Here is a 24,938-nt window from a genome sequence, read left to right as displayed (position 1 = left end):
AATTGCGCCGCTGCCGTTTGAAATGGGTATAAAGGGCAGCGCCGCAACGGCGAGCCCGGGCACCGGCGCAAGCCCCCGTCCTGCCTGAGCCTCAGGCCTGGCGCGGCTTAGATCCGAAAGTTCTCGCCATATACTCAAACATCACTTTTGCGCATATTCCCGAACTGGTATCGTGCGCCCCACTCCGCGTGGAGCGCGTTGCCGTGCGCGCTGGGAAACGCAGTACGCCCTGAGCGCTATAGCCTGACAGCAGGATGATTCATGTACGTATATGACGAATACGATCAAAGGATCGTAGAGGATCGCGTCAAGCAGTTCCGCGATCAGACCCACCGTTACCTGGCGGGCGAACTGACCGGCGAGGAATTCCGCCCGCTGCGTCTGCAGAATGGCCTGTACATCCAGCGCTATGCGCCCATGCTGCGCGTGGCCGTGCCTTACGGCCTGCTGAACTCCCAGCAGGTTCGCAAGCTGGCGCAGATCGCCCGCGACTACGACAAGGGCTACGCGCACATCAGCACCCGCCAGAACGTCCAGTACAACTGGCCGGAACTGGAAGACGTGCCGGAAATCCTCGCCGAGCTGGCCACCGTGCAGATGCACGCGATCCAGACCAGCGGCAACTGCATCCGCAACACCACCACCGACCAGTTCGCCGGCGTCGCCCATGACGAACTGGTCGATCCGCGCCCCTGGTGCGAGATCATCCGCCAGTGGTCGACCTTCCACCCCGAGTTCGCCCACCTGCCGCGCAAGTTCAAGATCGCCGTCAACGGCGCCGTGAGCGACCGTGCCGCCATCGAGGTGCACGATATCGGCCTGGAAGCGGTGCAGAACGAAGCCGGCGAGCTGGGCTTCCGCGTCTCTGTCGGTGGCGGCCTGGGCCGTACCCCGATCGTCGGCAATTTCATCAATGAATTCCTGCCGTGGAAGCACCTGCTGTCCTACCTGGACGCCATCCTGCGCGTGTACAACCGCTATGGCCGTCGGGACAACAAGTACAAGGCGCGCATCAAGATCCTGGTGAAAGCGCTGACGCCGGAAGTCTTCGCCCAGAAGGTCGACGCCGAATGGGCGAACCTGAAGGACGGCCCGAGCACCCTGACCGACGCCGAGCTGCAGCGCGTGGCCGCGCACTTCGTCGACCCGGCCTACCTGGCACTGGAAAACCAGGACGCCGCCCTCGCCCAGCTCGACGCCGAGAACCCCGGCTTCGCCCGCTGGCGCAGCCGCAACACCTTCGCCCACAAGAAGCCCGGCTACGTCGCCGTGACCCTGTCGCTCAAGCCCACCGGCGTGGCGCCCGGCGACATCACCGACAAGCAGCTGGACGTGGTCGCCGACCTGGCCGACCGCTACAGCTTCGGCGAAGTGCGCAACAGCCATAACCAGAACATCATCCTCGCCGACGTCGAGCAGGCGCAGCTGTTCACCCTCTGGGGCGAACTGCGCGAGAACGGTTTCGCCACCCCGAACGTGGGCCTGCTGACCGACCTCATCTGCTGCCCGGGCGGTGACTTCTGCTCCCTGGCCAACGCCAAGTCGATCCCGGTGGCCGAAGCCATCCAGCGTCGCTTCGACGACCTGGACTACCTGTTCGACATCGGCGCCATCGATCTGAACATCTCCGGCTGCATGAACGCCTGCGGCCACCACCACGTCGGCCACATCGGCATCCTCGGCGTGGACAAGAAGGGCGAGGAGTTCTACCAGGTCTCCCTGGGCGGCAGCGCCAGCCGCGACGCCAGCCTGGCGCAGATCCTCGGCCCGTCCTTCGCCCAGGAGCAGATGGCCGACGTGATCGAGAAGATCATCAAGGTCTACGTGGAACAGCGCACCGAAGAGGAACGTTTCCTCGATACCTACCGTCGCATCGGCATCGACCCCTTCAAGGAGCGCGTATATGCAGCGAATCATTAAGCACCGCGAGGTCGTCGACGACCGTTGGCACCTGCTGCCCAAGGACGCGACCCTGGAAACCGTGCCTAACTGCGACGACGTGATCATCCCGCTGAACCTGTGGCTGGAACACGGCCCTGCCCTGCGCGGTCGCGACGGCGGCCTGGGCGTCTGGCTGGATGCGGACGAAGAGCCCGAAGCCATCGCCGGCGACCTGGACAACTTCCAGGTGATCGCCGTGAACTTCCCGGCCTTCACCGACGGCCGCGGCTTCAGCACCGCGCGCCTGCTGCGCGAGCGCTTCGGCTACAAGGGCGAAGTGCGCGCCATCGGCGATGTCCTGCGTGACCAGCTGTTCTTCATGCAGAGCTGCGGCTTCGACGCCTACGCCATCCGCGCCGACCGCGATCCGCAAGCAGCGCTGGCGGGCCTGGACGACTTCAGCGAGGTCTACCAGACCTCGGTGACCCAGCCGCAACCGCTGTTCCGTCGCCGCCAGCTGGCCTGACCCGGCAGAGCTGATTCAGCGACATGAAAAAGCCCCGCATCGCGGGGCTTTTTCAATTCTGCACGGCGCATTTCTCGTAGGGCGCATAGCGCGCCAGCGTTATCCGCCTGCAGGGGGACGGCGGATAACCTGTTCCAGGTTATCCGCCCTACGGCCCTTCGTAGGAGCGAGCTTGCTCGCGAACCGATGCAGCGCCGCAACTGCCGGGAACACCGTTCGCGAGCAAGCTCGCTCCTACAGAAGGTGCATCCGCCTAAGCCTGCAGAGCATCAGGCCCGCACGCTCTCCCAGGCAATCTGCGCCAGTTGATCCCGGCAATCGATCAGGTCCACCCGCGTACGCCCGGCCAGCCAGTTGCGCGCGTAGTCCTGGCTCGGGCCGATCACCACCGAATTGAACAGCTCCGGCGCCAGCTCCTTGAACGCCCCGGCCTTGCGGTGCTCGGAGAGCAGCCCGGCAATGCGGCGGCCCTGTTCGCGGTTGGCTTCGCGCAACGCCTCGCCTACCTCTCCCGCTTCGACGCGCCCCCTGCTGTGCAGGATGAAACGCGCCCACTCCGGGTTCGCCGCCACCCAATCGACGTAGCAGGTGACGAACAGCTTCACGCAGGCCTCCGCGCTCATCCCGTCCTCGATTCCGGCATCGAGCAGCGCGGCATATTGGCCGACGCCCGTGAGGTACAGCGCGCCGATGATCCGTTCCTTGTTGCCGTAGTGGTGATACAGGCTGCCGATACTGGCGCCGGAGCGGTCGCGGATCATCTCGATGGTGGTGGCATCCACGCCGGATTCGCTGAAGCAGGCCAGCGCGGCCTGGAGGATGTCGTCTTTGCGGGAAGGTCGGGCCATGGGGTTCCTGTTGGAAAAACCGCTCGAACAGAATTCTAGAATATTTTTCTAGAATTAATTTCTAGTCTTCGTATACTGCCTGGGCGCGCATCCATCTTCAATCCGCTTTGCCCCGGAGTTGCCATGAGTCAGATGATGCAAATGTACCAGCAGGCCGGCCCCGCGCAGTTCAGCGCCATGATCGGCCAGGTCGCCCCCTACTTCGCCAGCATCGCCCCGCAGTTCGTCGAACTGCGCCCAGGCTACGCGGAAGTGACCTTCCCCAAGCGCCGCGAAGTGCTCAACCACATCGGCACCGTGCACGCCATCGCCCTGTGCAACGCTGCCGAACTGGCCGCCGGGACCATGACCGACGTGTCGATCCCCAAGGGCCGCCGCTGGATTCCCCGCGGCATGACCGTGGAATACCTGGCCAAGGCCGACGGTGACGTACGCGCCGTGGCCGATGGCCGTGCCGTGGACTGGAACCAGGAAGGCGACGTCATCGTCCCGGTGCTCGCCTACGTCGGTGACAAGAAGGTCTTCCGCGCCGACATCACCATGTACATCAGCCAGGCCTGAGGGATCGCGCCATGATCACACCGCTTCCCCGCCCGCTGGACAACGGCAATGGCCAAAGCCTCTCCAGCCACTGGTACTACCCACCCGGCGAAGCCCGCGGAGCGGTGCTGATCGTTCCTGCCATGGGCGTCGAGCAGCGCTTCTACACAGCCTTCGCCAACTGGCTGGCCGAGCGCGGCTACCTGACAGTCACCTTCGACTATGTCGGCATGGGTAAGTCCCGCGCCGGCTCCCTGCGTGACCTGGACGTCGACATCCTCGCCTGGGGCAACCACGACTGCAGCACCATGCTCGATGCCGTGGTCGCCGCGGCCGGCGAGCTGCCGGTGTACTGGATCGGCCACAGCCTCGGCGGGCAGATACTGCCCTTCGTGCGGGGTACCGAGCGCATCCACCGCGCCTTCACCATTGCCACCGGCAGCGGCTACTGGCGCGAGAACACCAAGGGCTTGCGGCATAAGGCCTGGCTGCTCTGGTACCTGCTGGCACCGACGATCACGCCGCTGCTGGGCTACTTCCCCGGCAAGCGCCTGGGCGTGGTTGGCGACCTGCCGCGCGGGGTGATCGAGCAATGGCGGCGCTGGTGCCTGGACCCGGAGTACTCGGTGGGCGCGGAAGGCGGCGCGGTTCGCGAGGCATATTCCTCGGTGAGCACACCCATTATCTCCATCTCCTTCACCGACGACGAGATGATGTCCGGGCGCAATACCGAGTCGCTGCACGGTTTCTACCGTGGCTCGCCGAAGACGCTGAAGAGAATCGCGCCGGAGGATATCGGCGTGAAGCGCATCGGCCACTTCGGCTTCTTCAGAAGCCAGTTCGCCGATTCGCTGTGGGCGGATTACCTGCTGCCGGACCTGGGCTGACTCCCAGGCCCGGCACGGGCATCAATCCAGGTTGACCAGCACCCGTCCGACCAGCTTGCCGGCCAGGATCTGGTGGATGGCGGCCGGCAGGTCGTCAAGTTTGACCTCGCGGACGGCCGCTTCGAGGTTGTCGAGCTTCCATTGCAGGGACAGCTTGTCCCACATGGAAGCCTTGACCACCAGCGGCAGCTCTACCGAGTCCACGCCCAGCAGGTTCACGCCGCGCAGGATGAAGGGCAGCACGGTGGCCTTGAAGGCGGCACCGGCGGTCAGGCCGCAGCAGGCGACGCTGCCGCCGTACTGCAGCGACTTGACCACGTTGAACAGGATGTCGCCGCCCACGGTGTCCACCGCGCCGGCCCACTGCTCGCGCAGCAGCGGCTTGTCGACGCCGTCGGAGACGGTGGCACGGTCGAGGATCTGCCGCGCGCCAAGGCGGTTCAGCAGCTCGGCCTGTTCCAGCTTGCCGGTGGCGGCAGCCACGGTGTAGCCCAGTTGCGCCAGCAGCATCACCGCGATGCTGCCCACGCCGCCGGTGGCGCCAGTGACCAGGATCGGCCCGGCGGACGGCGTCAGGCCGGCGCGCTCGAGCTTGTCGACGCACAGCGCGGCAGTCAGGCCGGCGGTGCCGAGGATCATCGATTCGCGCAGCGACAGGCCCTGCGGGCGCTTGATCAGCCAGGCGGCAGGCACGCGGATGTACTGGCCGAAGCCACCCGGCGTGTTCATGCCCAGGTCATAGCCGGTGACGATGACTTCATCGCCGGCGGCGAATTCGCCCACCGAGGACTCTTCCACCACGCCGGCGGCGTCGATGCCGGGAGTGTGCGGGTACTTGCGGGTGACGCCACGGTTGCCGCTGGCGGACAGCGCATCCTTGTAGTTGAGCGAGGAATACTTCACCCGCACCAGCACTTCACCCGCCGGCAGATCGGCAACCTGCCGCTCGGCCACCTGCAGGTCATGCACGCCGTGCGCGCTCTCCGTGACCCACAACGCCTTGAATGCACTCATCTCGACCCTCCTCTTTCGAATTCGATAAACGGGCGCGATCCCGGCGCCCGACGCCCAATCATTGCCAGAAGAGTCACTGCCAGAAACGGCTGCGACCCAGGCGGTCCCACCAGGTCACCAGCACGCGATCGATCACGCCGCTGACGCCCACGCCGAAGCGCTCCTGAATGGACTTCTTCTGCACATAACTGAGCTGGTAGACATCCGCCTCACGGGCGCGTTCGGCCAGGTATTCGTCACTGGTCTTGAGCTCGTCGACCAGTTTCTTGCCCAGCGCCGCCTGGCCCAACCAGACCTCGCCGGTGGCGATCTCGTCGATGGCCAGCTGGGGGCGGTAGTGGACGACAAAACGCTTGAACAGCTCGTGGGTGGTTTCCAGGTCTTCCTGGAACTTCTCGCGGCCCTTGTCGGTGTTCTCGCCGAACACGGTCAGGGTGCGCTTGTACTCGCCGGCGGTGAGTACTTCGAAATCGACGTCGTGCTTCTTCAGCAGACGATGGATGTTGGGCAACTGAGCCACCACGCCGATGGAGCCGAGGATGGCGAAAGGCGCAGACAAGATGCGCTCGCCGATGCAGGCCATCATGTAGCCGCCGCTGGCGGCGACCTTGTCGACGCAGACGGTCAGCGGCACGCCGGCCTGACGGATGCGCGCCAGCTGGGAGGCGGCCAGGCCGTAGCCATGGACCATGCCGCCGCCGCTTTCCAGGCGCAGTACCACTTCGTCACGCGGAGTAGCCAGGGTCAGCAGCGCAGTCACTTCATGGCGCAGTTGCTCGGTGGCCGAGGCCTTGATGTCGCCATCGAAGTCCAGCACGTAGACGCGGTTCTTCTCGCCGCCCTTCTTCTTTTTCGCTTCCTTCAGCGTTTTCGCCTCGGACTTGCGCAGGGCCTTGAGCTTGGCCTTCTCCAGCACGCTGTGCTGCAGGCGCTCGCGCAGTTCCTTGTAGAAGTCGTTGAGCTTGTGCACCTCCAGGTGCCCGCTGCCGCCACGACGGCCGCGGCCGCGCAGAGCGGCGATCACCACCAGGACGATGACGATGGCCACCACCACGGTGAAGGTCTTGGCCAGGAAACCCGCGTAATTCGCTAGAAACTCCACTCACATCCCCTTTTACAATTCTGTACGCGCACGCGTGACAAGCGCTGTGAATCCCGCAAGCATACCCACGCCGCGGGCCCGCCACCAGCGCTGGCAAAGCGCTGTATCAGTCCAGCGAATAGCATTCAAACAAGCGTATGTTTTTTCGTTGACAGCCCCAGGTGATCCTCATAACCTCGCCGGAACTTTCAGCCCTGCCGGGAACGCGCGCGTGGGAAGCATCTACCTGATTCGACATGGCCAGGCTTCATTCGGTGCCGACGACTACGATGTGCTCTCGGACACCGGCGTGCGCCAGGCGCAAATCCTCGGCGAGCACCTGGCCAGCCTCGGCCTGCGCTTCGATCGCTGCATTGCCGGCGACCTGCGCCGCCAGCGCCACACCGCCGAAGCGGTGATGGGCCGGCTGAACGAAGCCGGGATCGATACGCCCACCCTGGAAATCGATTCCGCCTTCAACGAATTCGAGGCCGACGCAGTGATCCGCGCCCACCTGCCGGACCTGCTGGAGATCGAGCCGCAGGCACTGCACATCATGCGCAACGCCGCCGACCACCGCGCCGAATTCCAGCGCCTGTTCTCCACCGTGATCGCCCGCTGGGTTTCCGGCGACCATGACAAGGACGGCCTGGTCAGTTGGGCACAATTCCTCGACACCGTGCACGGCGGCCTCAAGCGCCTGCTGGAGTCGGCCAGCGGCAAGGACAACATCGGCGTGTTCACCTCCGGCGGCACCATCACCGCCGTCCTGCAGATGGTCACCGGCATTCCGGCGCTGAACGCCTTCGAGCTCAACTGGCAGATCGTCAACACTTCGCTCAACCGCCTGAAGTTCCGCGGCAGCGAAGTGGCCCTGGCTTCCTTCAACAGTCACGTGCATCTGGAACTGTTGAGGGCGCCGGAACTCATCACCTATCGTTGAGTACCGGCCCAATGCGGCGCCGAGCGCCGCGCGAGAAAACCTAGAAAAGGAATAGAACCATGAGTGTTGCTGACATCGTTTCCACCATGAAGAGCAAGTTCAACGCCAGCGCGGCCGCCGGCCTGGATCTGGTGTTCCAGTTCAACATCGAAGACGGCGACAACCACTACCTGGTCGTCAAGGACGGTACCTGCGAAGTGGTACAGGGCGACGCCGAGTCCCCCAACGTCACCCTGATCATGGACAGCGAGACCCTCAAGGGCATCACCAGCGGCGAAACCGACGGCATGCAAGCCTTCATGGCCGGCAAGCTGCGCGCCGAAGGCGACATGATGCTGGCGATGAAGCTGGGCGAACTGTTCCCGGTCTGATCCGAGGAAGCCTGCCCGCGCAGCACGAAAAACCGGAGTCCCTGGCTCCGGTTTTTTTATGCCCGCGCCCCGCTCCGGCCCGCGAATCAGGCAGCTTGATCGGGGTGCAACACGGACGCCAATAACGTCCCGCCGTGCTTGTGAGCGGCAGACGTCGACATTAGATTAGCTAATGATCACCCGGCGCCATCATTGCTTTGCCTGATTCTGCCGCACCCCATCAGGCCAGAGCACGACGCCACCTTGCGCGCCACCCTTGCCCGCCGCTTTCGCTGCGGTGCGATGACCCGTACAAGCCCAGTACAAGAAGGGACCAGCATGTCGTTGACCGACCAGACCATCCGCTCCCGCGAAGGTGAAGAACTCGACGCCGCCGTGATCGACGGCTACCTCAAGGACCACATTCCCGGCCTGCAGGGCCAGCCGCGCATCAGCCAGTTCCCCGGCGGCGCGTCGAACCTGACCTACCTGATCCAGTACGACAACCAGGAACTGGTCCTGCGCCGCCCGCCGTTTGGCAAAAAGGCCAAGTCCGCCCACGACATGGGCCGCGAATACCGCATCCTGAACCAGCTCAGGGACGGCTTCCCCTACTGCCCCAAGGCGTACGCCTACTGCACCGACGAATCGGTGATCGGCGCCGAGTTCTACGTCATGGAACGGGTCAACGGCATCATCCTGCGCAGCGACCTGCCCAAGGAACTCAACCTCGGCGCGGCGCAGACCACCGCGCTGTGCAAGAGCTTCATCGACAAGTTCGTCGACCTGCACAACGTCGACTACAACGCCTGCGGCCTGGGTGACCTGGGCAAGCCCGAGGGCTACGTGCAGCGCCAGATCGGCGGCTGGATCGATCGCTACGAGAAGTCCCTGACCCCCGACGCACCGGCCTGGGAACAGGTGAAGGTATGGCTACGCGAGAAGATGCCGGCCGACCACCACAAGCCGGGCATCGTCCACAACGACTACCGCTTCGACAACGTCATCCTCGACCCGAACAACCCGATGCAGATCATCGGCGTGCTCGACTGGGAGATGACCACCATCGGCGACCCGCTGATGGACCTGGGCAACACCCTCGCCTACTGGATCGAAGCGGGCGACCCGCAGCCGATGCAGATGCTGCGCCGCCAGCCCAGCCACGAGCCGGGCATGCTCACGCGCCAGCAATTCGCCGACTACTACGCCGAACGCGCTGGCATCCAGATCGACAACCTCGATTACTACTACACCTACGGCCTGTTCCGCCTGGCCGGCATCATGCAGCAGATCTACTACCGCTTCTTCCACGGCCAGACCCAGGACAAGCGCTTCGCCACCTTCATCCACGCCAACAAGCTGCTGGAACAGGTGAGCCTGCAGGTCATCGGCAAGTCCCGCCTGTAAGAGTCGACTGTCGACCTGGCGAGCTAGAGCCGTACAAGGCGGAAGCCGGACGAAGAGCGGAGTTTACCGATTGTAAATGAGCATCTGAGTCCGGCTTCCAACGCAGTACAGCCGACGCGCAGCCGGTCGCCAGCCGACTCTTGCGGCCCAAAACAAGGAGAATTTCCATGTCCAAGACCCAACTGTTCGACCTCGAAGGCAAGATCGCCTTCGTTTCCGGCGCCAGCCGCGGCATCGGCGAGGCCATCGCCAAGCTGCTGGCCCAACAGGGCGCCCACGTGATCGTCTCCAGCCGCAAGATCGATGGCTGCCAGGCCGTGGCTGACGAGATCGTCGCCGCCGGCGGCAAGGCCACCGCGATTGCCTGCCACATCGGTGAAATGGAGCAGATCCAGGCCGTCTTCGCGCAGATCCGCGAGCAGTTCGGCCGCCTGGATATCCTGGTCAACAACGCCGCTACCAACCCGCAGTTCTGCAACGTGCTGGACACCGACCTGTCGGCCTTCCAGAAGACCGTCGACGTGAACATCCGCGGCTACTACTTCATGTCCATCGAAGGCGGCAAGCTGATGAAGGCCAACGGTGGCGGCAGCATCATCAACGTCGCCTCGGTCAACGGCGTTACCCCGGGCGAGTTCCAGGGCATCTACTCGGTGACCAAGGCCGCCGTGATCAGCATGACCAAGGTCTTCGCCAAGGAATGCGCGCAGTTCAACATCCGCTGCAACGCCCTGCTGCCGGGTCTGACCGACACCAAGTTCGCCTCGGCCCTGGTGAGCAACGACGCCATCCGCAACGTTGCCCTGCAGCGCATCCCGCTCAAGCGCGTAGCCGACCCGAGCGAAATGGCCGGCGCCGTGCTGTACCTCGCCAGCGATGCCTCCAGCTACACCACCGGCGTGACGCTGAACGTGGACGGCGGCTTCCTCGCCTAAGCGCTTTCGCGGAAACGAGAAAGGGAGCCATTCGGCTCCCTTTTCTGCTTTTGCAGGAGCGAGCAGGCTCGCTCCTGCAGACGGCGAATTACTGCCACTCCTTGAGTGCCTGATTGGCCGCCGCATTCATCGGCTCGGTGGTCAGCCCGCCCGCCCCGTAACGCACGGCGAAAACCGCCTGGTCGGCCATTGGCAGATAATTCACCCGCCCGGCTTTCGGCACGAAAGTCAGCAGATCGTGCTGGCCATCGCGCAGCCAGCGCCAGAGGTCGATCCCCGGCGCATCGGAAACCAGAGACACCTTACGCCCGAGGGACTGCTGCTCAACCGCCAGGAAGCGGCCGGACAGGTCCTGCAGGCGATAGCCGGGCGCCATGCCGATCAGCCGTGCCAGGCCTTTCCACTCCAGTACCCGTGCATCCAGTTGCCAGAGGTCGCCGGCCAGCTCCACGCGACGCTCCTCGTCGCCCTGCAGCAGCGTCACGTCATAGCGTTGCTCGCCGATCTTGTGGAAGCTCAGGGTCGCCAGAGGCCGCTCTGCCGGCAGCGCGTCATAGCTGCGCAGGTCCCAGGCCACCAGCGCCACCAGCGCGGCCAAGGCCACGAACAGCATTCCCGCCGTACCGCGCAACCAGCCGAGGAACCAGTGACGGTCGAACAGAATGCGGGCGGCTACCGCCAGGGCCAATAGCGCCAGGATGGCAACGACCCAGGCCAGACCGTCGTACTGCATCGAATGATTTCCTTCCTCGTAGAATTGCCGGCATTATGCGCACCGCGTACCTGCGCGGCCAGCCAGACCGTCGCAGCTTTCGGGCCCGTTAACGTTTCCTATGCCACCCACTCTTTACAAAAGAGTGGCTGGACGGGCCCCTGATCAAGGCGAACCCAATGCCCTTCGAACTCGTCGTAGACCCGACCACCCTCGTCATCCTCGCCGGCGTCGCCTTCCTCGCCGGTTTCATCGATGCCATTGCCGGCGGCGGTGGCCTGCTGACCATCCCTGCCCTGCTCACCGCCGGCGTCCCGCCGCACCTGGCGCTGGGCACCAACAAGCTCAGCTCGACCTTTGGCGCTGCCGTGGCCAGCTACACCTTCTACCGCCGCAAACTGTTCCAGCCGCGCCAGTGGCGCAAAGGGTTGATCGCCACTGCCATCGGTGCAGCGCTCGGTGCCTGGGCCGCGCACCTGATGCCGGCGGAATGGCTGAACCGCATGCTGCCGGTGGTGGTGTTCGGCTGTGGCCTGTACCTGCTGTTCGGCAAGACGCCCGAAGCGCCGCTGGACGCCAACCCGCAGATCGCCCAGGGCCGGCAGTGGCCGCAGGGCCTGGGGCTGGGCTTCTACGACGGCGTGGCCGGGCCCGGCACCGGCGCCTTCTGGACCGTCAGCACGCTGCTGATGTACCCGCTGGACCTGGTACGCGCCAGCGGCGTGGCGCGCAGCATGAACTTCGTCAGCAACATCGTTGCGCTGGCGGTGTTCATCGCCTCGGGCCAGGTGGTCTGGCTGCTGGGGCTGTGCATGGGCAGCTCACTGATGGTCGGCGCCTACTTCGGCGCGCGCACGGCGATTGGCGGCGGCGCCAAGTTCATCCGCCCAGTGTTCATCCTGGTGGTATTGGCGCTGACCGTGCGCCTGGCCTGGCAGCACTGGTTCGCTGCCGCGGCCTGAAGACGGCCAGTGCGGCGCCTGGAGTCAGGCGCCGCCGGGCAGGACGGGATCGGGACGACCGGCGCGGCGCGCCAGGTAGACCTCGATCAGGTAGCGGGCGATGGAGCGCTCGGCCGGCAGGCGCGGCAGCTCGTCGACGTGGAACCAGCGGGCATCCTCGATCTCGTCCGGCTGCATGACGATCTCGCCGCTGACGTACTCGGCGTGGTAGCCGAACATCAGCGAATGCGGGAACGGCCAGGGTTGGCTGCCCATGTAGCGGATATTGCCGATCTCGACGCCCACCTCTTCGCGCACTTCGCGCGCGACGCAGTGCTCGACCGACTCGCCCGGCTCGACGAAACCTGCCAGGGTGCTGTACATCCCCGGCACGAAGCGCGGCGAACGGGCCAGCAACACCTCATCGCCACGGGTCACCAGCACGATCATGCTCGGCGACAGCAGCGGATAACGCTGGATGCCGCAGCTTTCACACTGCATGGCGCGGTCGCGGGGCATGCGCTGATTGGGCTGCCCGCAGCTGCCGCAGAAGCGGTTCTGCCGCCACCAGATGCCGATCTGGCTGGCGAAGCCGAGCATGGCGAAGATGTCTTCCTCGGCCTGCATCATGAATTGGCGCAGGCCGATCCAGCTGGCACCCTCCAGCGGGTCGGTACGATCGACTTCCAGCAGGTACACCGGCTCGCCATCGAACTGCCCGACGGCGTGCTCGGAAAGCACGGAAAGGTCCTGGCGCTTGAGCCAGTCACGGGGAAACAGCACGCCGTTGCTGTCGGCAAGGAACTGCTGCTGGCAATGGGCGAGCGCCCAGCCACCGTTCGTAGCCACCTCGAACATCGAGGATTCCCAACGCCCGGTACGCATCAGGCAGCCACCGTCAGGCCCAGGGCCTTGACGCTCTCGCTGGCGACGTCCAGGACGTCGGGTTGGCCTTCAGGCCGCATCATGGCTCCACCCTCCAGGTAGTACTCCAGGCCGGTCAGAGCATCGGCCAGGGTTTCCAGCATCTGCTCGGACGGCATCTGGGTCGTCTCGATCATCTGCCCCTGAATGTAATCGGCACAGGCACCCACGAGCAATGCCGCACGCTCCTGGCCGAGGAACCACAGGCCGCCGCGCACTGCCTGCAGACTGATCGGGACGTTGGCCAGGTGCAGCTTGTCGCCGTTGGATTCCAGGTACGCGGTGATCGCGCGCTTGGCCAGCGCCAGGCCCGACTGGGCTTCGTCGATCACCACAATGCGCGCTTCGGCAAGCTGATGCACGGCGAAGGAATCGTCCTCGCCCATCGGTGCCGGGCGCGCGCTCATGCGCTCGCCACGCTCCAGGTTGCCGACCATGCTTTCGACGTACAGCAACGCGTCGGCCAATGCGTTGAGCGCAGCCGGATCGTCCACCGCGCCCTTGGCGACCCAGCCGGCGACCACGCCATGCTGGTGCTGCAGCGACGTGGCGGCAGAATTCAGGCCCACCATGCCCAGGGTCTTGGCCAGCTTGCCCAACTGGGTGTGCAGGATGCCCAGCGCATCGGCCTGGGAAACGCCGCGCTCGATCAGGTCGAGCTGGTCCTTCACCGCCGTGAGCTCCTCGCGGATCGCCACCGACAGCGAACGCATCACCGACTGGCCGGGGCCGGACAGGCGTTGCGACTCGTCTTCGAGCAGGTGATCGGTGAACGGCAGCGGTGCCAAGCCGAACACCTGGCGCAGCTCAGTGGCGCGCACGCCGCCGGTGTCGGCCAGCGTGGTGAGATAGAGCAGTTCCTTGAGCAACTGCCGCGGCGCTTCGTACTGCGGGTTGGCGATTAGTTGCTTGAGCTCGCGATCCAGGCGCGAGAACACCAGCTTGCGTGTCTTGCGTGGCAGCATCTGCGCGTCGACCAGCGCTTCCAGCGCGCCGGCGCCGACCCAGCACAGGCGAGTGCGCGCCGCACTGCCCAGCAGCACGTCGAGCTTGCCCAGTGCGCGGCCCATGAGCTTGAGGCTCGGGTAGAGATTCTGTTCGCGGATCAGTCCTACCAGGCCGACCTGGTACATCTGCCGCAAGCGGCGGACTTCACGCGCAGGGTCGTCCACCTGCGGCGCGGTAACGGCGCGCAGCGGGCGCGGCAGGTCCAGGCGCGCACTGAAGAAGAAGCTCTCCGGCAGCGCGGGCTGGCCAGCGGCCTGGCGCACGTCGTTGATCGCCGGCAGCAGTAGCTCGGGGATTTCCTGACGGTGCGCCTCGAGGTTTTCCAGGTAGCGGCGCAGCACATAGAGCGCATTGCCGAGCGCAGCCAGTTGGCCGTCGCGGTCTTCGCTGACCCCGGTGGGAATGTCGGTGGCCAGGTCCAGCGCTTCCTGCGCCAGCAGCTCGGCACCCGCCAGCTCGATCAGGTTCAGCGTGCCGCGAATCTGGCTCAGGCAATCGACGGAATGTTGCAGCAGGCTGCCGTTCTGACGCTCGGCGATGAAGTGCTCGAGGTTCTGCTCGGCCTCCTCCATCGTGGCGAACAGCTCGTCGCGGACCAGACTGAGGGACGTGGCTCCAGTAACCATCGGCCTAGTGCGCCTCCTGCGCGCAAGAAGAGTGGACGGACATCAATCGGCGAACTCGGCGGTCTTCTTGCTCATGTGCGCCATCATGGCGACCTGCAGGTCAGCGGACTGCAGCATCGCGGCGTTCCAGGTGGCGATGTATTCCAGGCCGTCCTCGACGCGGTGGTCGCGGGCGTAGCCGATCATTTCCTTGGTGCCGCGGATGGCGATCGGCGATTTGGCGGCGATCTGCCGGGCCAGCTCCATCACGCCGTCGAACAGCGAGGCGTGGTCGGCGTAAACGCTGTTGACCAGGCCGATACGCTGGGCTTCCTCGGCATTGACGTTACGCCCGGTGTAGGCCAGTTCGCGCATGATGCCGTCGCCGATCAGGCGCGGCAGGCGCTGCAGGGTGCCGACGTCGGCAGCCATGCCCATGTCGATTTCCTTGATGGAGAACTGCGCGTCCGCGCTGCAGTAGCGCATGTCGCAGGCGGAGATCAGGTCGATGCCACCGCCGATGCAGTAGCCCTGGATCGCCGCGAGGACCGGCTTGCTGCAGTTGTCCACGGCGTTGAAGGAGCCCTGCAGCTGGAGGATAGTCTTGCGCAGGGCGCGGGCATTGCGGCCGACGTCCTTGCCCAGCTGGCTGGCAGCCTGGGCCAGCAGCGCCAGGTCGATACCGGCGGAGAAGTGCTTGCCGGCGCCGCTGAGGACCACGACACGGACTTCATCCGTTTCATCGGCCCACTGGAAGATATCGATGATTTCCTTCCAGAAATCGGCATTCATCGCGTTGAGTTTTTCCGGACGGTTGATCTGCACATGGGCGATCTTGTCCGCCAGCTCGATGCGGAAGGCTTTGTATTCTTTCACGGGGATGTCCTCGGGTATGCCCTGCTTCTCGTCTGGGTGCGGCGCAGTGCCGCTGGAGCCCGGGCCAACAGTTCTTATTCGTGCTGGGAATCAGATTTTGGAAATCGCGTCACTATAACAAGGCGAAACTAAAAGTCGATGCCGTGGTCTGTGACGCAGCCCACGGCATCGGGCGGGAACTGGCTCGCAGATCGGCCAGCAAGTGCTTGATCTGGCTGCAAGGCCCGGTACGCGACAATCAGTCGCCGGCCGCCATCGGTAGCCCTTGCACGCGATTACGGTACTGCCGCCAGGTGTACATCGGGATGCCCGCCATGAACACCAGGAAGCCCCAGAAGATCGCCTGTTCGCCGGTGCCATAGAGCGCCCACAGCGAATAGAGGAAGCCCAGGCAACCGATGGCCAGCACCTGCGGGCGCGAGCGTGGGGAGAAGGACTCCGGCTTGGTCGCCAGCATCTGCAGCAGCGCCGCGGTGCAGAAGGCGTACGGCACGACACCGGTCATGGTGCCGAGCAGGATGATGACGTTGAACACCTCCACCAGCTCGCCGTGGCCGTCGACCATCACCAATGCCGTCACCAGCAGCCCGGAAGAAAGCAGCCCATTGGCCGGCGCGCCGTTCTTGTTGAGCTTGCCCAGGGACTCGGGGAACAGCCCGTCACGGGCCGGTGCCACCGGAATCTGGCCCTGCAGCAGCACCCAGCCATTGAGCGCGCCCAGGCAGGCGATCACTGCGCCGCCCGCGACCAGGTAGTAACCCCAGTTGCCCAGCAGGATGCGCGCGGCATCGGCGAACGGCGACGTGGACTTGGCCAGTACCTCCGGCGGCATCAGGCCCTGCACGGCAGTGATCGAGAGGATGTACACCGAGGCAGCCGCCAGGGTGCCGAACAGCGTGGCGCGGGGAATGGTCTTCTTCGGGTCGCGCACGTCGTCCGCCGGCACGGTAGCCGACTCCAGGCCGATGAACGACCAGAGCGTCAGCGCCGCCGTGGTGGCGATGGCCTGGGCGTATCCCATGTTCGGCAGTTCGCTCGGCGCCGGGATGGTCAGGTAGTCCGGATTGAAGTGGAACCAGCCAAGGATGCCGACCAGCAGCAGCGGTATCAGCTTGAGCGCGGTCAGGCAGTTCTGCACCACGGCGAAGGCGGTGATACCACGCAGGTTGATCAGGGTGCACAGCCAGATCGCGCCAATGGCTGTGGCGACCATCAACAGCGGATCGGCCAGCGCCGGAATGAACACCCGCAGGTAGCCCACCAGGGTGACGGCAATGGCCGCGTTGCCAATCCACGCGGCTTTCCAGTATGTCCAGGCACACAGGTAGCCGGCAAAGCTGCCGAAACCGTCGCGGGTATAGGCATAGGGGCCGCCCGCACCGGGGTTGAGCCGGGCGAGCCGGGCAAAGGTGAAGGCCAGGATCACCGCCCCGGTGCTCGACACCAGCCAGCCGAACAGGCTGAGCCCACCGAATGCCGCCAGGCTCGACGGCAGCAGGAATACCCCAGACCCGACCATGTTGCCGACCACCAGCGCAGTGCAGCTCCAGAATCCCATGCTGCCCTTTTTCGCTTCCGCCATCTGCGCTCCTTAGAAGCCGCGACCTGTACTTTTCATTTAATTGCCCTGCCCCTGCGAAGGTGCAGAACAGCGATCTGTCCTACAGGGTAGACAGCGGCGGGCAAAGGAGGAAACCGATTTGCGAGGCGACACCGCCCGTTTCGAACGGTTTCGCCCCGCACGGTCAATGTCGCTGCAGAAAATCCGTCGCTCAGGCCCGGCCGACCTGGCGCTCGCCGAGACCGTACAGCTGCTCGAGCTGCAGCGCAGGCATCGGCTTGGCGAACAGGTAGCCCTGCCCTTCATTGCAGCGTTCAGCACGCAGGCGGTCGCGCTGCGCGGTGGTCTCGATGCCTTCGGCGATGGTTTCCAGGTCGAAACTGCGCGCCATGTCGAGAATGGCGCGGATCACCGAGAGGTCCTGCTGGGTTTCCAGCATGCCGATGACGAAGGTGCGGTCGATCTTGATGCGCGAGAGGGGGTAGGTCTTGAGCAGGCTGAGCGATGCGTAGCCGGTGCCGAAGTCGTCGAAGGCGATGCCGACCCCATAGGAGCGCAGGCTCTGCAGGGTGCTGAGCACGCTGTCGTCGTGGTTGAGCACGATGTTCTCGGTGATTTCCAGCTCCAGCGCCTCGGCCGGCAGGCCGTGGCGTTCCAGCGCCTCCAGCACCTGGGTGACCAGGTTGCCCATGCGGAACTGCGCGCCGAACAGATTGACGCCCATACGCAGGTCCGGCGCACCGTTGCGCCGCCAGTAAGCCGCCTGGGCACAGGCCTCGTCCAGGATCCAGGCGCCGACGATGGCCGCCAGCGGCCCGCCTTCCAGCGACGGCAGGAAAGCCGCCGGCGACAGCAGGCCGCGCTGCGGATGCTGCCAGCGGATCAGCGCTTCGGCGCCACGCAGCGAGCCATCGCGCAGGCTGACCTGGGGCTGGTAGAACAGCAGGAACTCCCCATTGGCAACCGCGCGGTGCAGCTCCATGCCGTAAAGATGCCGCGCTGCCGCCTCCATCTTCAGCGCCGGGACGAACACGAAGGCATGGCTGCGCCCGCTGATCTTGGCCTTGAACAGGGCCAGGTCGGCGTCGCCGACCAGCTCCAGCGCTTCCTGGGCATGCAGCGGCGCCAGCGCCACGCCACAACTGGCGGCAACGTGGATTTCATGGCCATCGATGAGGATCGGCTCGGCGATGCTGGCGATCACGGCCTGGGCGAAACGCATGGCGTGTTCCGGCGAAAGCAGGTTGGGCTCGAGGATGGCGAACTCGTCGCCGCCGATCCGCGCGACCGTTGCGCCGTCAGTTGCCAGACGCTCCAACCGTTCGGCAACTTGCCGCAGGATGCCGTCACCGACCGCATGGCCAAGGGAGTCGTTGACGTCCTTGAAGCCATCCAGATCGATCATCAGTACCGTCGCCGGCCGCGACTGCACCAGCAGTTCCTCGGTTCGGCGATAGAACTGGCCACGGTTGGCCAATCCGGTGAGCACGTCGACGCTGGCCAGTTGGCGCAGCGCTTCTTCCTCCTGATGGCGGGCGGTGAGGTCCTTGAGTACGGCCTCGAACTTGAGCTTGCCCTTCTCCGACCAACTGAACAGCGTCAGGCCCAGGGACAGCTCGGAGCCGTCCTTGCGCACGCCGGTGATTTCCCCCGGCACGGCCACGCCGTCCAGGGAAGTGGCGTCGCTGGCTCCGCTGATCAACGCGCGGAATGACGCGCGCTCACGCTCGGGCAGCAGCAGCTCGAAGGCCTGCCCACTGCCTTCGACCAGGTCGTAACCGAACAGGTTGGCCGCTGCCTCGTTCCAGGCGCCGATCTCGCCCCAGCAGTCGAACCACACCACGGGCGTGGGTGAGGTGCCGGCGTACTCCTCGAACAAGGGCCGGGTGCGCGACGAGGCGACTTCGATGCGCCGCAGCTCCAGCCGGTCCGACGCCATGCGCGCCAGCTCGACCAGGCGTTCGCGGTCCTCGCCGGAAAAGTCCTCGTGGGGCCTGCTGTCGATGATGCAGAGAGCACCCAACGCCTGCCCTTCCACCGACAGCAGCGGCACGCCGGCATAGAAGCGCACGCCATTGGGCGCGGTCACCAGCGGATTGTCGTGGAAGCGCTCGTCGCGGCTGGCGTCGCCCACCACCATCACTCCGTCCTGGGCGATGGCATGGGCGCAGAATGAAACGTCGCGCCCCATGTCCACCTCGCCGATGCCTGTGGCGGCGGCGAAGAACACATGGTCACTGCCGATCATGTTCACCGCCGCAACGGGCATGCCGAACATGCGGACCGCAATCTGCACCACCGGGTCCAGGCTGGGCAGCAGGCTTTCGTCGTCGAATCCATAGTCGGCGAGTGCGCTCAGGCGCTCGCTTTCATTCGGCAACGTCACGGGACAGCGCATAGGGGAAACCTCCCTTTTTCCTCAAGTTCTCCCTTTACCGATGCGCACAAGGATAGTTCTACTTTTCATACAGTGATGTATGTCACTTCTGTCAGGAGCCGGACGGTCACTTGCAGCACTCCACGGTATAGCGCCGCTCCCCGTCTACCTCGCGCACTTGCAGGCCATGGACGTCCGAATCGAAGCCGGGGAAGTTGCGCTCGAAACTCTGGGCGAAGGCCAGGTAATCGAGTATGGAACGGGTGGATTCGGTGAACCGCTCCCCCGGCATGATCAGCGGGATTCCTGGCGGATATGGCACCAGCATCACCGCGGCAACGCGCCCTTCCAACCGATCGATAGGTACCGCCTCGACCTCGCCGCGCACCAGCTGTGCGTATGCGTCGGCCGGGCGTATGGCGATCTCCGGGAGCACCGTGTACATGCGCTTCATCGCCTTCGCCGTGGCGTGGTCGCGATAACAGCGGTGCAGTTCATCGCACAGGTCGCGCAGGCCCATGCCTGCATATCGCGCACCGCCGGCCTGGGCGACGCTGGGCAGCGCATCCGCCAGCGGCTGGTTGGCATCGTAGCTGCGCTTGAACTCCAGCAACTCGGTGACCAGCGTGCTCCACTTGCCCTTGGTCACGCCCATGGAGAATAGGACGAGGAAGGAATACAGCCCGGTCTTCTCCACCACCAACCCGCGCTCCCAGAGGAAGCGACTGACCACCGCGGCGGGAATCCCCCGCGAATCCAGGCGGCCGCCAGCGGTCAGGCCCGGCGTAGCCAGGGTCACCTTGATCGGGTCGAGCAGGACGTAGTCTTCCACCGCGTCGCCGAAACCGTGCCAGTCAGCATTGGGCTCCAGCACCCAGTCGCGGGTTTTCACCTCGTCGGTCCCCTCGACGCCCGGCGGCTGCCAGACGCAGAACCACCAGTCATCCTCGGCGAGGTTCTGCTGCACGTTGGCCAGCGCCCGGCGGAAGCTCAGGGCCTCGTCGAAAGTTTCCTGGATCAGCGAACGCCCCGCCGGGCCCTCCATCATTGCCGAGGCCACATCCAACGAGGCGATGATGCCGTACTGCGGCGACGTGGAGATGTGCATCATGAAAGCTTCGTTAAAGCGCGCCTGCTCGAAGCGCCGGGAGCCTGCGTCCTGCACGTGGATCATCGAGGCCTGGCTGAACGCCGCGAGCATCTTGTGCGTGGAGTGAGTGGTGAACACCAGCGGGCCGCTGTCATCGCGGCGGGTGCCCATGCCGTAGCGGCCGCCGTAGAACTCATGGAACGCCGCGTAGGCGTACCAGGCTTCGTCGAAGTGCAGTACCTCGACGCTGTCGCCCAGGGCCTGCTTGATCATCTGCGCGTTGTAGCAGAGGCCGTCATAGGTGGAATTGGTGACCACCGCCAACCGCACTTTCGGCTCGCGGCCACGCGCCAGCGGGCTGGCCTCTATCTTCGCGGCGATGGATTCGCGGCTGAACTCGGACAACGGGATCGGCCCGATGATGCCCAGCTCGTTGCGCTCCGGCGTCAGGTACAGCGGGATGGCGCCGGTCATGATGATCGAGTGGAGAATCGACTTGTGGCAGTTGCGGTCCACCAGCACCAGGTCATCGCGGCAGACCATGGAATGCCAGACGATCTTGTTCGCCGTGGAGGTGCCGTTGATCACGAAGAAAGTGTGGTCGGCGCCGAAATTGCGCGCGGCGCGAGCCTCCGCCTCGGCCAGCGGGCCGGTGTGATCGAGCAGCGAGCCCAGTTCAGGCACAGAGACCGAGAGGTCCGAACGCAGGGTGTTCTCGCCGAAGAACTGGTGAAAGGCCTGCCCCACCGGGCTCTTGCGATACGCCACGCCACCACCATGGCCGGGCGTGTGCCAGGAATAGTTGGATTGCGCCGTGTGCTCCACCAGTGCGCGGAAGAAAGGCGGCAGCAAACCTTCCAGGTACTTGCGCGCAGCACGGCTGACCTGGCGGGCGAGGAACGGCACGGTGTCTTCGAACAGATAGAGGATGCCGCGCAACTGGTGCAGGTCGGCCATGGATTCGGCCGGCGCGTTCTCGATGGTCATCTGCTCGCCAAGGGCGAAGATCGGCAATTGCGGCGCGCGCACCCGTGCCATGCGGATCAGCTCCACCACGTCCTGCAGCAACCGCTGGTTCTCCCCCGCCCCCTCGGCGGCGACCAGGATGCAGGCGAGACCATGGTGGGTGGAGGCGACGATGCGCCCCTCCGCGGAGCTCGCAGTGGAGAGGATGCTGAAGCCGTCCTGCTCCAGCTCCCGCGCGATATCCCTCACCCGGTCGCCGGCCACGGTATCGGCCTTGATGTCGCGGTGAACGATTAGGATGGGGAATTTTAGGTCTTTGTACATTGTGAACCCCTGAAAAGACGTACGACTGGCGTCGATCCTCTTCAGAGTATGGGCTCACGGAATGTAGGGGAATGCGCTGGACTGACGGCTGTACGAAAACGTCGCGTGGCTGACAGGAACGCTCACCTCGAGCGATTTGCTCTGGCTAGCGCCCACAGAAATGAAAAGGCCCCTGTTCAGGGGCCTTTTCTCGGTCAACGCAGAGGATCACTCCTTCGGCGCTTCCATCTGCGCCCACAGCGACGGGCCGCCAGCGGACTTCTCGATCACCGCCAGGCGCGCAACATGCGCCTCGATTTCCGCATCGGTGGCGCGGATCACCCGGGTCAATCCGCGCTCGGCCGCCAGGCGGCGAATCGCCGTGGCCGTGGCGCGCCCGCTGCCGTCACCTTCGGCGCCATTGCCCGCCAGCGACAGGCTGGTCTGGCCACCGGTCATCGCCAGGTAGACGTCGGCCAGAATCTCGGCATCGAGCAGTGCGCCGTGCAAATCACGGCCGGAGTTGTCGACGCCATAGCGCTTGCATAGCGCATCGAGGTTGTTGCGCTGTCCCGGATGGCGCTCGCGGGCCATCAGCAGGGTGTCGAGGATAGAGCAGTAGTCGGCGACTTCGGCGCGCTCGCTCTGACCGATCAGGGCGAACTCATTGTTGATGAAGCCAACGTCGAACGCCGCGTTGTGGATGATCAGCTGCGCGCCATTGATGAACTCGAAGAAGTCATTGGCCACCTCGCGAAAGCGCGGCATGTCCTTGACGTAATCGTTGGTGATGCCGTGGACGGCGATGGCGCCCTCGTCGATCTCGCGGTCGGGCTGCAGGTAGACGTGGAAGTGCCGGCCAGTCAGGCGGCGACCTTCGAGTTCGACGCAACCGATCTCGATGATCCGGTGGCCGTCGGTGACCGGCATACCGGTCGTTTCAGTATCGAGTACGACGCTGCGCATTCTGTGTGAAACCTTCTTGCGGTTGATTCGCCCGGACTGATCCAGGCGAGCTTGATGCTGATGCTGGACGCTTAGCGGGGTAGTTCGCTCACGCCGCGGTTGGCGAGCATGTCGGCACGCTCGTTGCCGGGATGGCCGGTGTGGCCGCGCACCCAGCGCCATTCGACAGTATGCCGGTTCACCTGCTCGTCCAGCGCCTGCCACAGGTCGGCATTCTTCACCGGCTGCTTGGCGGCAGTCTTCCAGCCGCGCTTCTTCCAGTTGACCATCCACTCGGTGATGCCCTGCATGACGTACTGCGAATCGGTGACGATGCGCACGTCGCAATGCCGCTTGAGCGCGGCGAGGGCCATGATGGCGGCCATCAATTCCATGCGGTTGTTGGTGGTTTCGGCCTCGCCGCCCCACAACTCGCGCTCGGCACCCTTGTAGAACAGCACGGCGCCCCAGCCCCCCGGTCCCGGGTTGCCCTTGCAGGCGCCGTCGGTGTAGATCTCGACTTTCTCTTCGCTCATTTGGCTCGCTTTCAGGACTCGGAATCGCGACGACTGACCTTGGCCACCGGCAGCGGCACCAGTTGGCCGCGCGGTTCACGACGGGGCTGACGCAGGGGCCGCAGACCGACCACCAGCTTGCGCGCCACCAATAGATAGAAGCCGGCGCCGGAGCCCTGCAGCACGGGGCCCCAGGTTTCCATGCGGGCCAGACGGCCCTGCCATTTCGCCGATGCAAGCGGCGGACGATAACACCCGAAGCGGCGTTTCTCCAGCGCGAAGCCCAGCAGATTGAGCCAGTCGCAGACCCGGCCAGGCGAGATGCAGCGGGCGCGACGCAAGGCGTCGCGGGCGAAGTAGTGGCGGATGCCCCAGGCGCTCCGGGGATTCACCCCGACGACCAGCAGGTGCCCACCGGGACGCACGCTGCGCGCGGCTTCGCGCAATAAACGGTGCGGTGACAGGCAGAAATCCAGGCCATGCTGCAGCAGCACCACATCCGCGGCATGCTCGCCCAGCGGCCAGGCCGCTTCGTCGCAGGCGATCTCCACGCCGGGCAGCGGCGGCCCGAGGCGTACGCCGCGCTGGATGTTGCCGACGCTGGCCGGCAACTCCGCATGCGGCCCGTAATGGACCAGGTAACCGCCGAAATAGCGCTCCAGCTCATCGATCAGCAATTGCTGCTCTTCGGCGAGCATCATTCCGCCAATCGGCCCGGACAGCCAATGGCGAGCCTGGTCGATCAGCTCCAGCCAGTCGGCATCGGCCTGGGCGAAGGGTTCTTCGATCATCACGTCCCCCTGTGGCACAGCGCGACACAAAAGTGCGTATCCGCACTACTATGCGCCAATGCCCACCACTTGGCGACTTTCCACCCATGATACAGATAGATGCCCTGCCCGCCTTTTCCGACAACTACCTCTGGCTGTTGCAGGATGTGACCCGCCGCGAATGCGCCGTGGTCGATCCGGGTGACGCCGCACCGGTCGAGCAATGGCTGCTGGCCCATCCGGGCTGGAAGCTGACCGATATCATCATTACCCATCACCATGCCGACCATGTCGGGGGCGTCGTTCGCCTCAAGGCCGCGTCCGGCGCCCGCGTGCTGGGACCTGCCGGAGAAAAGATTCCAGGGCGCGACTTGGCGCTGGAAGACGGCGACCATGTGGAGGTGCTCGGACTGGATTTCGAGGTCATCCATGTCCCGGGCCATACCCTTGGGCATATCGCCTATTTCCACTCGACTGACAGCCATGACGATGAAGAGCAACCCTTGCTGTTCTGCGGCGATACCCTGTTCGCAGCAGGTTGCGGCCGCCTGTTCGAAGGCACACCGGCCCAGATGCATGCATCGCTGAGCCGGCTGGCCGCCTTGCCCGGCCACACCGCTGTGTACTGTGCACACGAATACACCCTCAGCAACCTCCGCTTCGCCTGCGCGGTGGAACCGGAGAACCCGGAAGTCCTCGCGCGCTTCGAAGAGGTCAGCCGCTGGCGCGAACAGGGGAAGATCAGCCTGCCTTCTTCCATTGACCTGGAGAGAGCTACGAATCCTTTCCTTCGCGTGTCAGAAACATCCGTTAAGAAAATGGCCGACGAGCGGGATGGCCAGCAAATCCGCACGCCGGAAGAGGTCTTTGCGACCATTCGCCGCTGGAAGGACCAGTTCTGAACGTTGGCGAAATCTTGACCAGGGGAGGCGT

The 24,938-nt window shown here is 64.9% G+C and carries 23 protein-coding genes; 10 read left to right on the top strand and 13 right to left on the bottom strand.

Going from position 1 to position 24,938, the window contains the following annotated elements:
- Nucleotides 1-261: 261 nt before the first annotated feature.
- Nucleotides 262-1,920 carry a nitrite/sulfite reductase gene (locus RS899_RS07535; protein ID WP_315809521.1) on the top strand — a complete coding sequence of 553 codons (1,659 nt, stop codon included), beginning with the start codon at nt 262-264 and terminating at the stop codon, nt 1,918-1,920.
- Nucleotides 1,904-2,407, top strand: a complete 504-nt coding sequence (locus tag RS899_RS07530) for a DUF934 domain-containing protein (RefSeq protein ID WP_054907707.1) — start codon at nt 1,904-1,906, stop codon at nt 2,405-2,407. Before RS899_RS07535 ends, RS899_RS07530 begins: the two co-directional genes overlap by 17 nt.
- Before the next feature lie 269 nt (nt 2,408-2,676).
- Here the strand turns inward: RS899_RS07530 and RS899_RS07525 are convergent, their stop codons facing one another.
- Complete coding sequence (locus RS899_RS07525) at nt 2,677-3,255, bottom strand: TetR/AcrR family transcriptional regulator (RefSeq protein ID WP_169937706.1); 579 nt, start codon at nt 3,253-3,255, stop codon at nt 2,677-2,679.
- Between the two features lie 123 nt (nt 3,256-3,378).
- Here RS899_RS07525 and RS899_RS07520 point away from each other — a divergent pair, with 123 nt between their 5' ends.
- Together RS899_RS07520 and RS899_RS07515 are read left to right on the top strand one after the other, a co-directional pair.
- Entirely contained in the window at nt 3,379-3,816 is a 438-nt protein-coding gene (locus tag RS899_RS07520) for a hotdog fold domain-containing protein (protein WP_024763305.1), read from the top strand.
- Nucleotides 3,817-3,827: 11 nt separating this feature from the next.
- Complete coding sequence (locus RS899_RS07515; RefSeq protein ID WP_315809520.1) at nt 3,828-4,682, top strand: alpha/beta hydrolase family protein; 855 nt, start codon at nt 3,828-3,830, stop codon at nt 4,680-4,682.
- Between the two features lie 21 nt (nt 4,683-4,703).
- On the opposite strand, the gene RS899_RS07510 is transcribed toward RS899_RS07515, so the two are convergent.
- Nucleotides 4,704-5,696, bottom strand: coding sequence for a YhdH/YhfP family quinone oxidoreductase (locus RS899_RS07510; RefSeq protein WP_054907709.1), 993 nt, complete (start codon nt 5,694-5,696; stop codon nt 4,704-4,706).
- Between the two features lie 73 nt (nt 5,697-5,769).
- Nucleotides 5,770-6,798 carry a protease SohB gene (sohB, locus tag RS899_RS07505; protein ID WP_315809519.1) on the bottom strand — a complete coding sequence of 343 codons (1,029 nt, stop codon included), beginning with the start codon at nt 6,796-6,798 and terminating at the stop codon, nt 5,770-5,772.
- Between the two features lie 211 nt (nt 6,799-7,009).
- Between sohB and RS899_RS07500 the strand changes: the two genes are divergently transcribed.
- The 4 genes from RS899_RS07500 (at nt 7,010) to RS899_RS07485 (ending at nt 10,412) form a co-directional block, all read left to right on the top strand.
- Nucleotides 7,010-7,720 (top strand): histidine phosphatase family protein, encoded by a 711-nt coding sequence (locus RS899_RS07500; RefSeq protein WP_054907711.1) that lies wholly within the window; start codon nt 7,010-7,012, stop codon nt 7,718-7,720.
- 59 nt (nt 7,721-7,779) lie between these two features.
- Nucleotides 7,780-8,091 carry an SCP2 sterol-binding domain-containing protein gene (locus RS899_RS07495; RefSeq protein WP_017519529.1) on the top strand — a complete coding sequence of 104 codons (312 nt, stop codon included), beginning with the start codon at nt 7,780-7,782 and terminating at the stop codon, nt 8,089-8,091.
- Between the two features lie 318 nt (nt 8,092-8,409).
- A complete protein-coding gene (locus RS899_RS07490) occupies nt 8,410-9,477 on the top strand; it encodes a phosphotransferase family protein (RefSeq protein ID WP_054907712.1) in 1,068 nt (355 codons plus the stop codon).
- 167 nt (nt 9,478-9,644) lie between these two features.
- Complete coding sequence (locus RS899_RS07485) at nt 9,645-10,412, top strand: SDR family oxidoreductase (RefSeq protein WP_045208354.1); 768 nt, start codon at nt 9,645-9,647, stop codon at nt 10,410-10,412.
- A gap of 88 nt (nt 10,413-10,500) precedes the next feature.
- On the opposite strand, the gene RS899_RS07480 is transcribed toward RS899_RS07485, so the two are convergent.
- Nucleotides 10,501-11,145, bottom strand: coding sequence for a hypothetical protein (locus RS899_RS07480; protein ID WP_315809518.1), 645 nt, complete (start codon nt 11,143-11,145; stop codon nt 10,501-10,503).
- Between the two features lie 158 nt (nt 11,146-11,303).
- Between RS899_RS07480 and RS899_RS07475 the strand changes: the two genes are divergently transcribed.
- A complete protein-coding gene (locus tag RS899_RS07475; protein WP_054907713.1) occupies nt 11,304-12,086 on the top strand; it encodes a TSUP family transporter in 783 nt (260 codons plus the stop codon).
- A gap of 24 nt (nt 12,087-12,110) precedes the next feature.
- Here RS899_RS07475 and nudC read toward each other — a convergent pair whose 3' ends face one another.
- The 9 genes from nudC to RS899_RS07430 all read right to left on the bottom strand — a co-directional run bounded on the left by nudC (nt 12,111) and on the right by RS899_RS07430 (nt 24,023).
- Nucleotides 12,111-12,950, bottom strand: coding sequence for an NAD(+) diphosphatase (gene nudC / locus RS899_RS07470; RefSeq protein WP_054907714.1), 840 nt, complete (start codon nt 12,948-12,950; stop codon nt 12,111-12,113).
- Nucleotides 12,950-14,623 carry a ferrous iron transporter B gene (locus tag RS899_RS07465; protein ID WP_315809517.1) on the bottom strand — a complete coding sequence of 558 codons (1,674 nt, stop codon included), beginning with the start codon at nt 14,621-14,623 and terminating at the stop codon, nt 12,950-12,952. Before RS899_RS07465 ends, nudC begins: the two co-directional genes overlap by 1 nt.
- A gap of 42 nt (nt 14,624-14,665) precedes the next feature.
- Nucleotides 14,666-15,478: a crotonase/enoyl-CoA hydratase family protein gene (locus RS899_RS07460; protein WP_315809516.1), complete on the bottom strand. Its 813-nt coding sequence runs from the start codon at nt 15,476-15,478 to the stop codon at nt 14,666-14,668.
- Nucleotides 15,479-15,716: 238 nt separating this feature from the next.
- Nucleotides 15,717-17,060, bottom strand: a complete 1,344-nt coding sequence (locus tag RS899_RS07455; protein WP_054907717.1) for an amino acid permease — start codon at nt 17,058-17,060, stop codon at nt 15,717-15,719.
- Nucleotides 17,061-17,250: 190 nt separating this feature from the next.
- Nucleotides 17,251-19,437: a putative bifunctional diguanylate cyclase/phosphodiesterase gene (locus RS899_RS07450; protein ID WP_315809515.1), complete on the bottom strand. Its 2,187-nt coding sequence runs from the start codon at nt 19,435-19,437 to the stop codon at nt 17,251-17,253.
- A 106-nt stretch (nt 19,438-19,543) separates the two neighbouring features.
- Complete coding sequence (locus RS899_RS07445) at nt 19,544-21,796, bottom strand: Orn/Lys/Arg decarboxylase N-terminal domain-containing protein (protein WP_054907719.1); 2,253 nt, start codon at nt 21,794-21,796, stop codon at nt 19,544-19,546.
- 207 nt (nt 21,797-22,003) lie between these two features.
- Nucleotides 22,004-22,741, bottom strand: a complete 738-nt coding sequence (gene dnaQ, locus RS899_RS07440; RefSeq protein WP_054907720.1) for a DNA polymerase III subunit epsilon — start codon at nt 22,739-22,741, stop codon at nt 22,004-22,006.
- Between the two features lie 71 nt (nt 22,742-22,812).
- Entirely contained in the window at nt 22,813-23,256 is a 444-nt protein-coding gene (gene rnhA, locus RS899_RS07435; protein ID WP_024763291.1) for a ribonuclease HI, read from the bottom strand.
- An 11-nt stretch (nt 23,257-23,267) separates the two neighbouring features.
- The gene (locus RS899_RS07430) at nt 23,268-24,023 is read right to left on the bottom strand and encodes a class I SAM-dependent methyltransferase (protein ID WP_024763290.1); all 756 of its coding nucleotides are present in this window, start codon (nt 24,021-24,023) and stop codon (nt 23,268-23,270) included.
- A gap of 89 nt (nt 24,024-24,112) precedes the next feature.
- Here RS899_RS07430 and gloB point away from each other — a divergent pair, with 89 nt between their 5' ends.
- The gene (gene gloB, locus RS899_RS07425; RefSeq protein WP_315809514.1) at nt 24,113-24,907 is read left to right on the top strand and encodes a hydroxyacylglutathione hydrolase; all 795 of its coding nucleotides are present in this window, start codon (nt 24,113-24,115) and stop codon (nt 24,905-24,907) included.
- Nucleotides 24,908-24,938: the final 31 nt, after the last annotated feature.

It is taken from the genome of Pseudomonas sp. C9-3 (genome assembly GCF_032392015.1).
In the GTDB taxonomy this organism is placed as follows: domain Bacteria; phylum Pseudomonadota; class Gammaproteobacteria; order Pseudomonadales; family Pseudomonadaceae; genus Pseudomonas; species Pseudomonas nitroreducens.
This window is presented reverse-complemented; position numbering and strand designations above follow the sequence as displayed.

Bases quoted from the DNA above. Each gene is read 5' to 3' on its own strand.
- RS899_RS07455 (WP_054907717.1), bottom strand. From the start codon at position 17,060: ATGGCGGAAGCGAAAAAGGGCAGCATGGGATTCTGGAGCTGCACTGCG.
- RS899_RS07530 (WP_054907707.1), top strand. From the start codon at position 1,904: ATGCAGCGAATCATTAAGCACCGCGAGGTCGTCGACGACCGTTGGCAC.
- RS899_RS07510 (WP_054907709.1), bottom strand. From the start codon at position 5,696: ATGAGTGCATTCAAGGCGTTGTGGGTCACGGAGAGCGCGCACGGCGTG.
- RS899_RS07485 (WP_045208354.1), top strand. From the start codon at position 9,645: ATGTCCAAGACCCAACTGTTCGACCTCGAAGGCAAGATCGCCTTCGTT.
- rnhA (WP_024763291.1), bottom strand. From the start codon at position 23,256: ATGAGCGAAGAGAAAGTCGAGATCTACACCGACGGCGCCTGCAAGGGC.
- nudC (WP_054907714.1), bottom strand. From the start codon at position 12,950: ATGCGTACCGGGCGTTGGGAATCCTCGATGTTCGAGGTGGCTACGAAC.
- RS899_RS07445 (WP_054907719.1), bottom strand. From the start codon at position 21,796: ATGTACAAAGACCTAAAATTCCCCATCCTAATCGTTCACCGCGACATC.
- gloB (WP_315809514.1), top strand. From the start codon at position 24,113: ATGATACAGATAGATGCCCTGCCCGCCTTTTCCGACAACTACCTCTGG.
- RS899_RS07475 (WP_054907713.1), top strand. From the start codon at position 11,304: ATGCCCTTCGAACTCGTCGTAGACCCGACCACCCTCGTCATCCTCGCC.
- RS899_RS07520 (WP_024763305.1), top strand. From the start codon at position 3,379: ATGAGTCAGATGATGCAAATGTACCAGCAGGCCGGCCCCGCGCAGTTC.
- RS899_RS07450 (WP_315809515.1), bottom strand. From the start codon at position 19,437: ATGCGCTGTCCCGTGACGTTGCCGAATGAAAGCGAGCGCCTGAGCGCA.
- RS899_RS07515 (WP_315809520.1), top strand. From the start codon at position 3,828: ATGATCACACCGCTTCCCCGCCCGCTGGACAACGGCAATGGCCAAAGC.
- RS899_RS07465 (WP_315809517.1), bottom strand. From the start codon at position 14,623: ATGGTTACTGGAGCCACGTCCCTCAGTCTGGTCCGCGACGAGCTGTTC.
- RS899_RS07535 (WP_315809521.1), top strand. From the start codon at position 262: ATGTACGTATATGACGAATACGATCAAAGGATCGTAGAGGATCGCGTC.
- RS899_RS07480 (WP_315809518.1), bottom strand. From the start codon at position 11,145: ATGCAGTACGACGGTCTGGCCTGGGTCGTTGCCATCCTGGCGCTATTG.
- dnaQ (WP_054907720.1), bottom strand. From the start codon at position 22,741: ATGCGCAGCGTCGTACTCGATACTGAAACGACCGGTATGCCGGTCACC.
- RS899_RS07525 (WP_169937706.1), bottom strand. From the start codon at position 3,255: ATGGCCCGACCTTCCCGCAAAGACGACATCCTCCAGGCCGCGCTGGCC.
- RS899_RS07490 (WP_054907712.1), top strand. From the start codon at position 8,410: ATGTCGTTGACCGACCAGACCATCCGCTCCCGCGAAGGTGAAGAACTC.
- RS899_RS07495 (WP_017519529.1), top strand. From the start codon at position 7,780: ATGAGTGTTGCTGACATCGTTTCCACCATGAAGAGCAAGTTCAACGCC.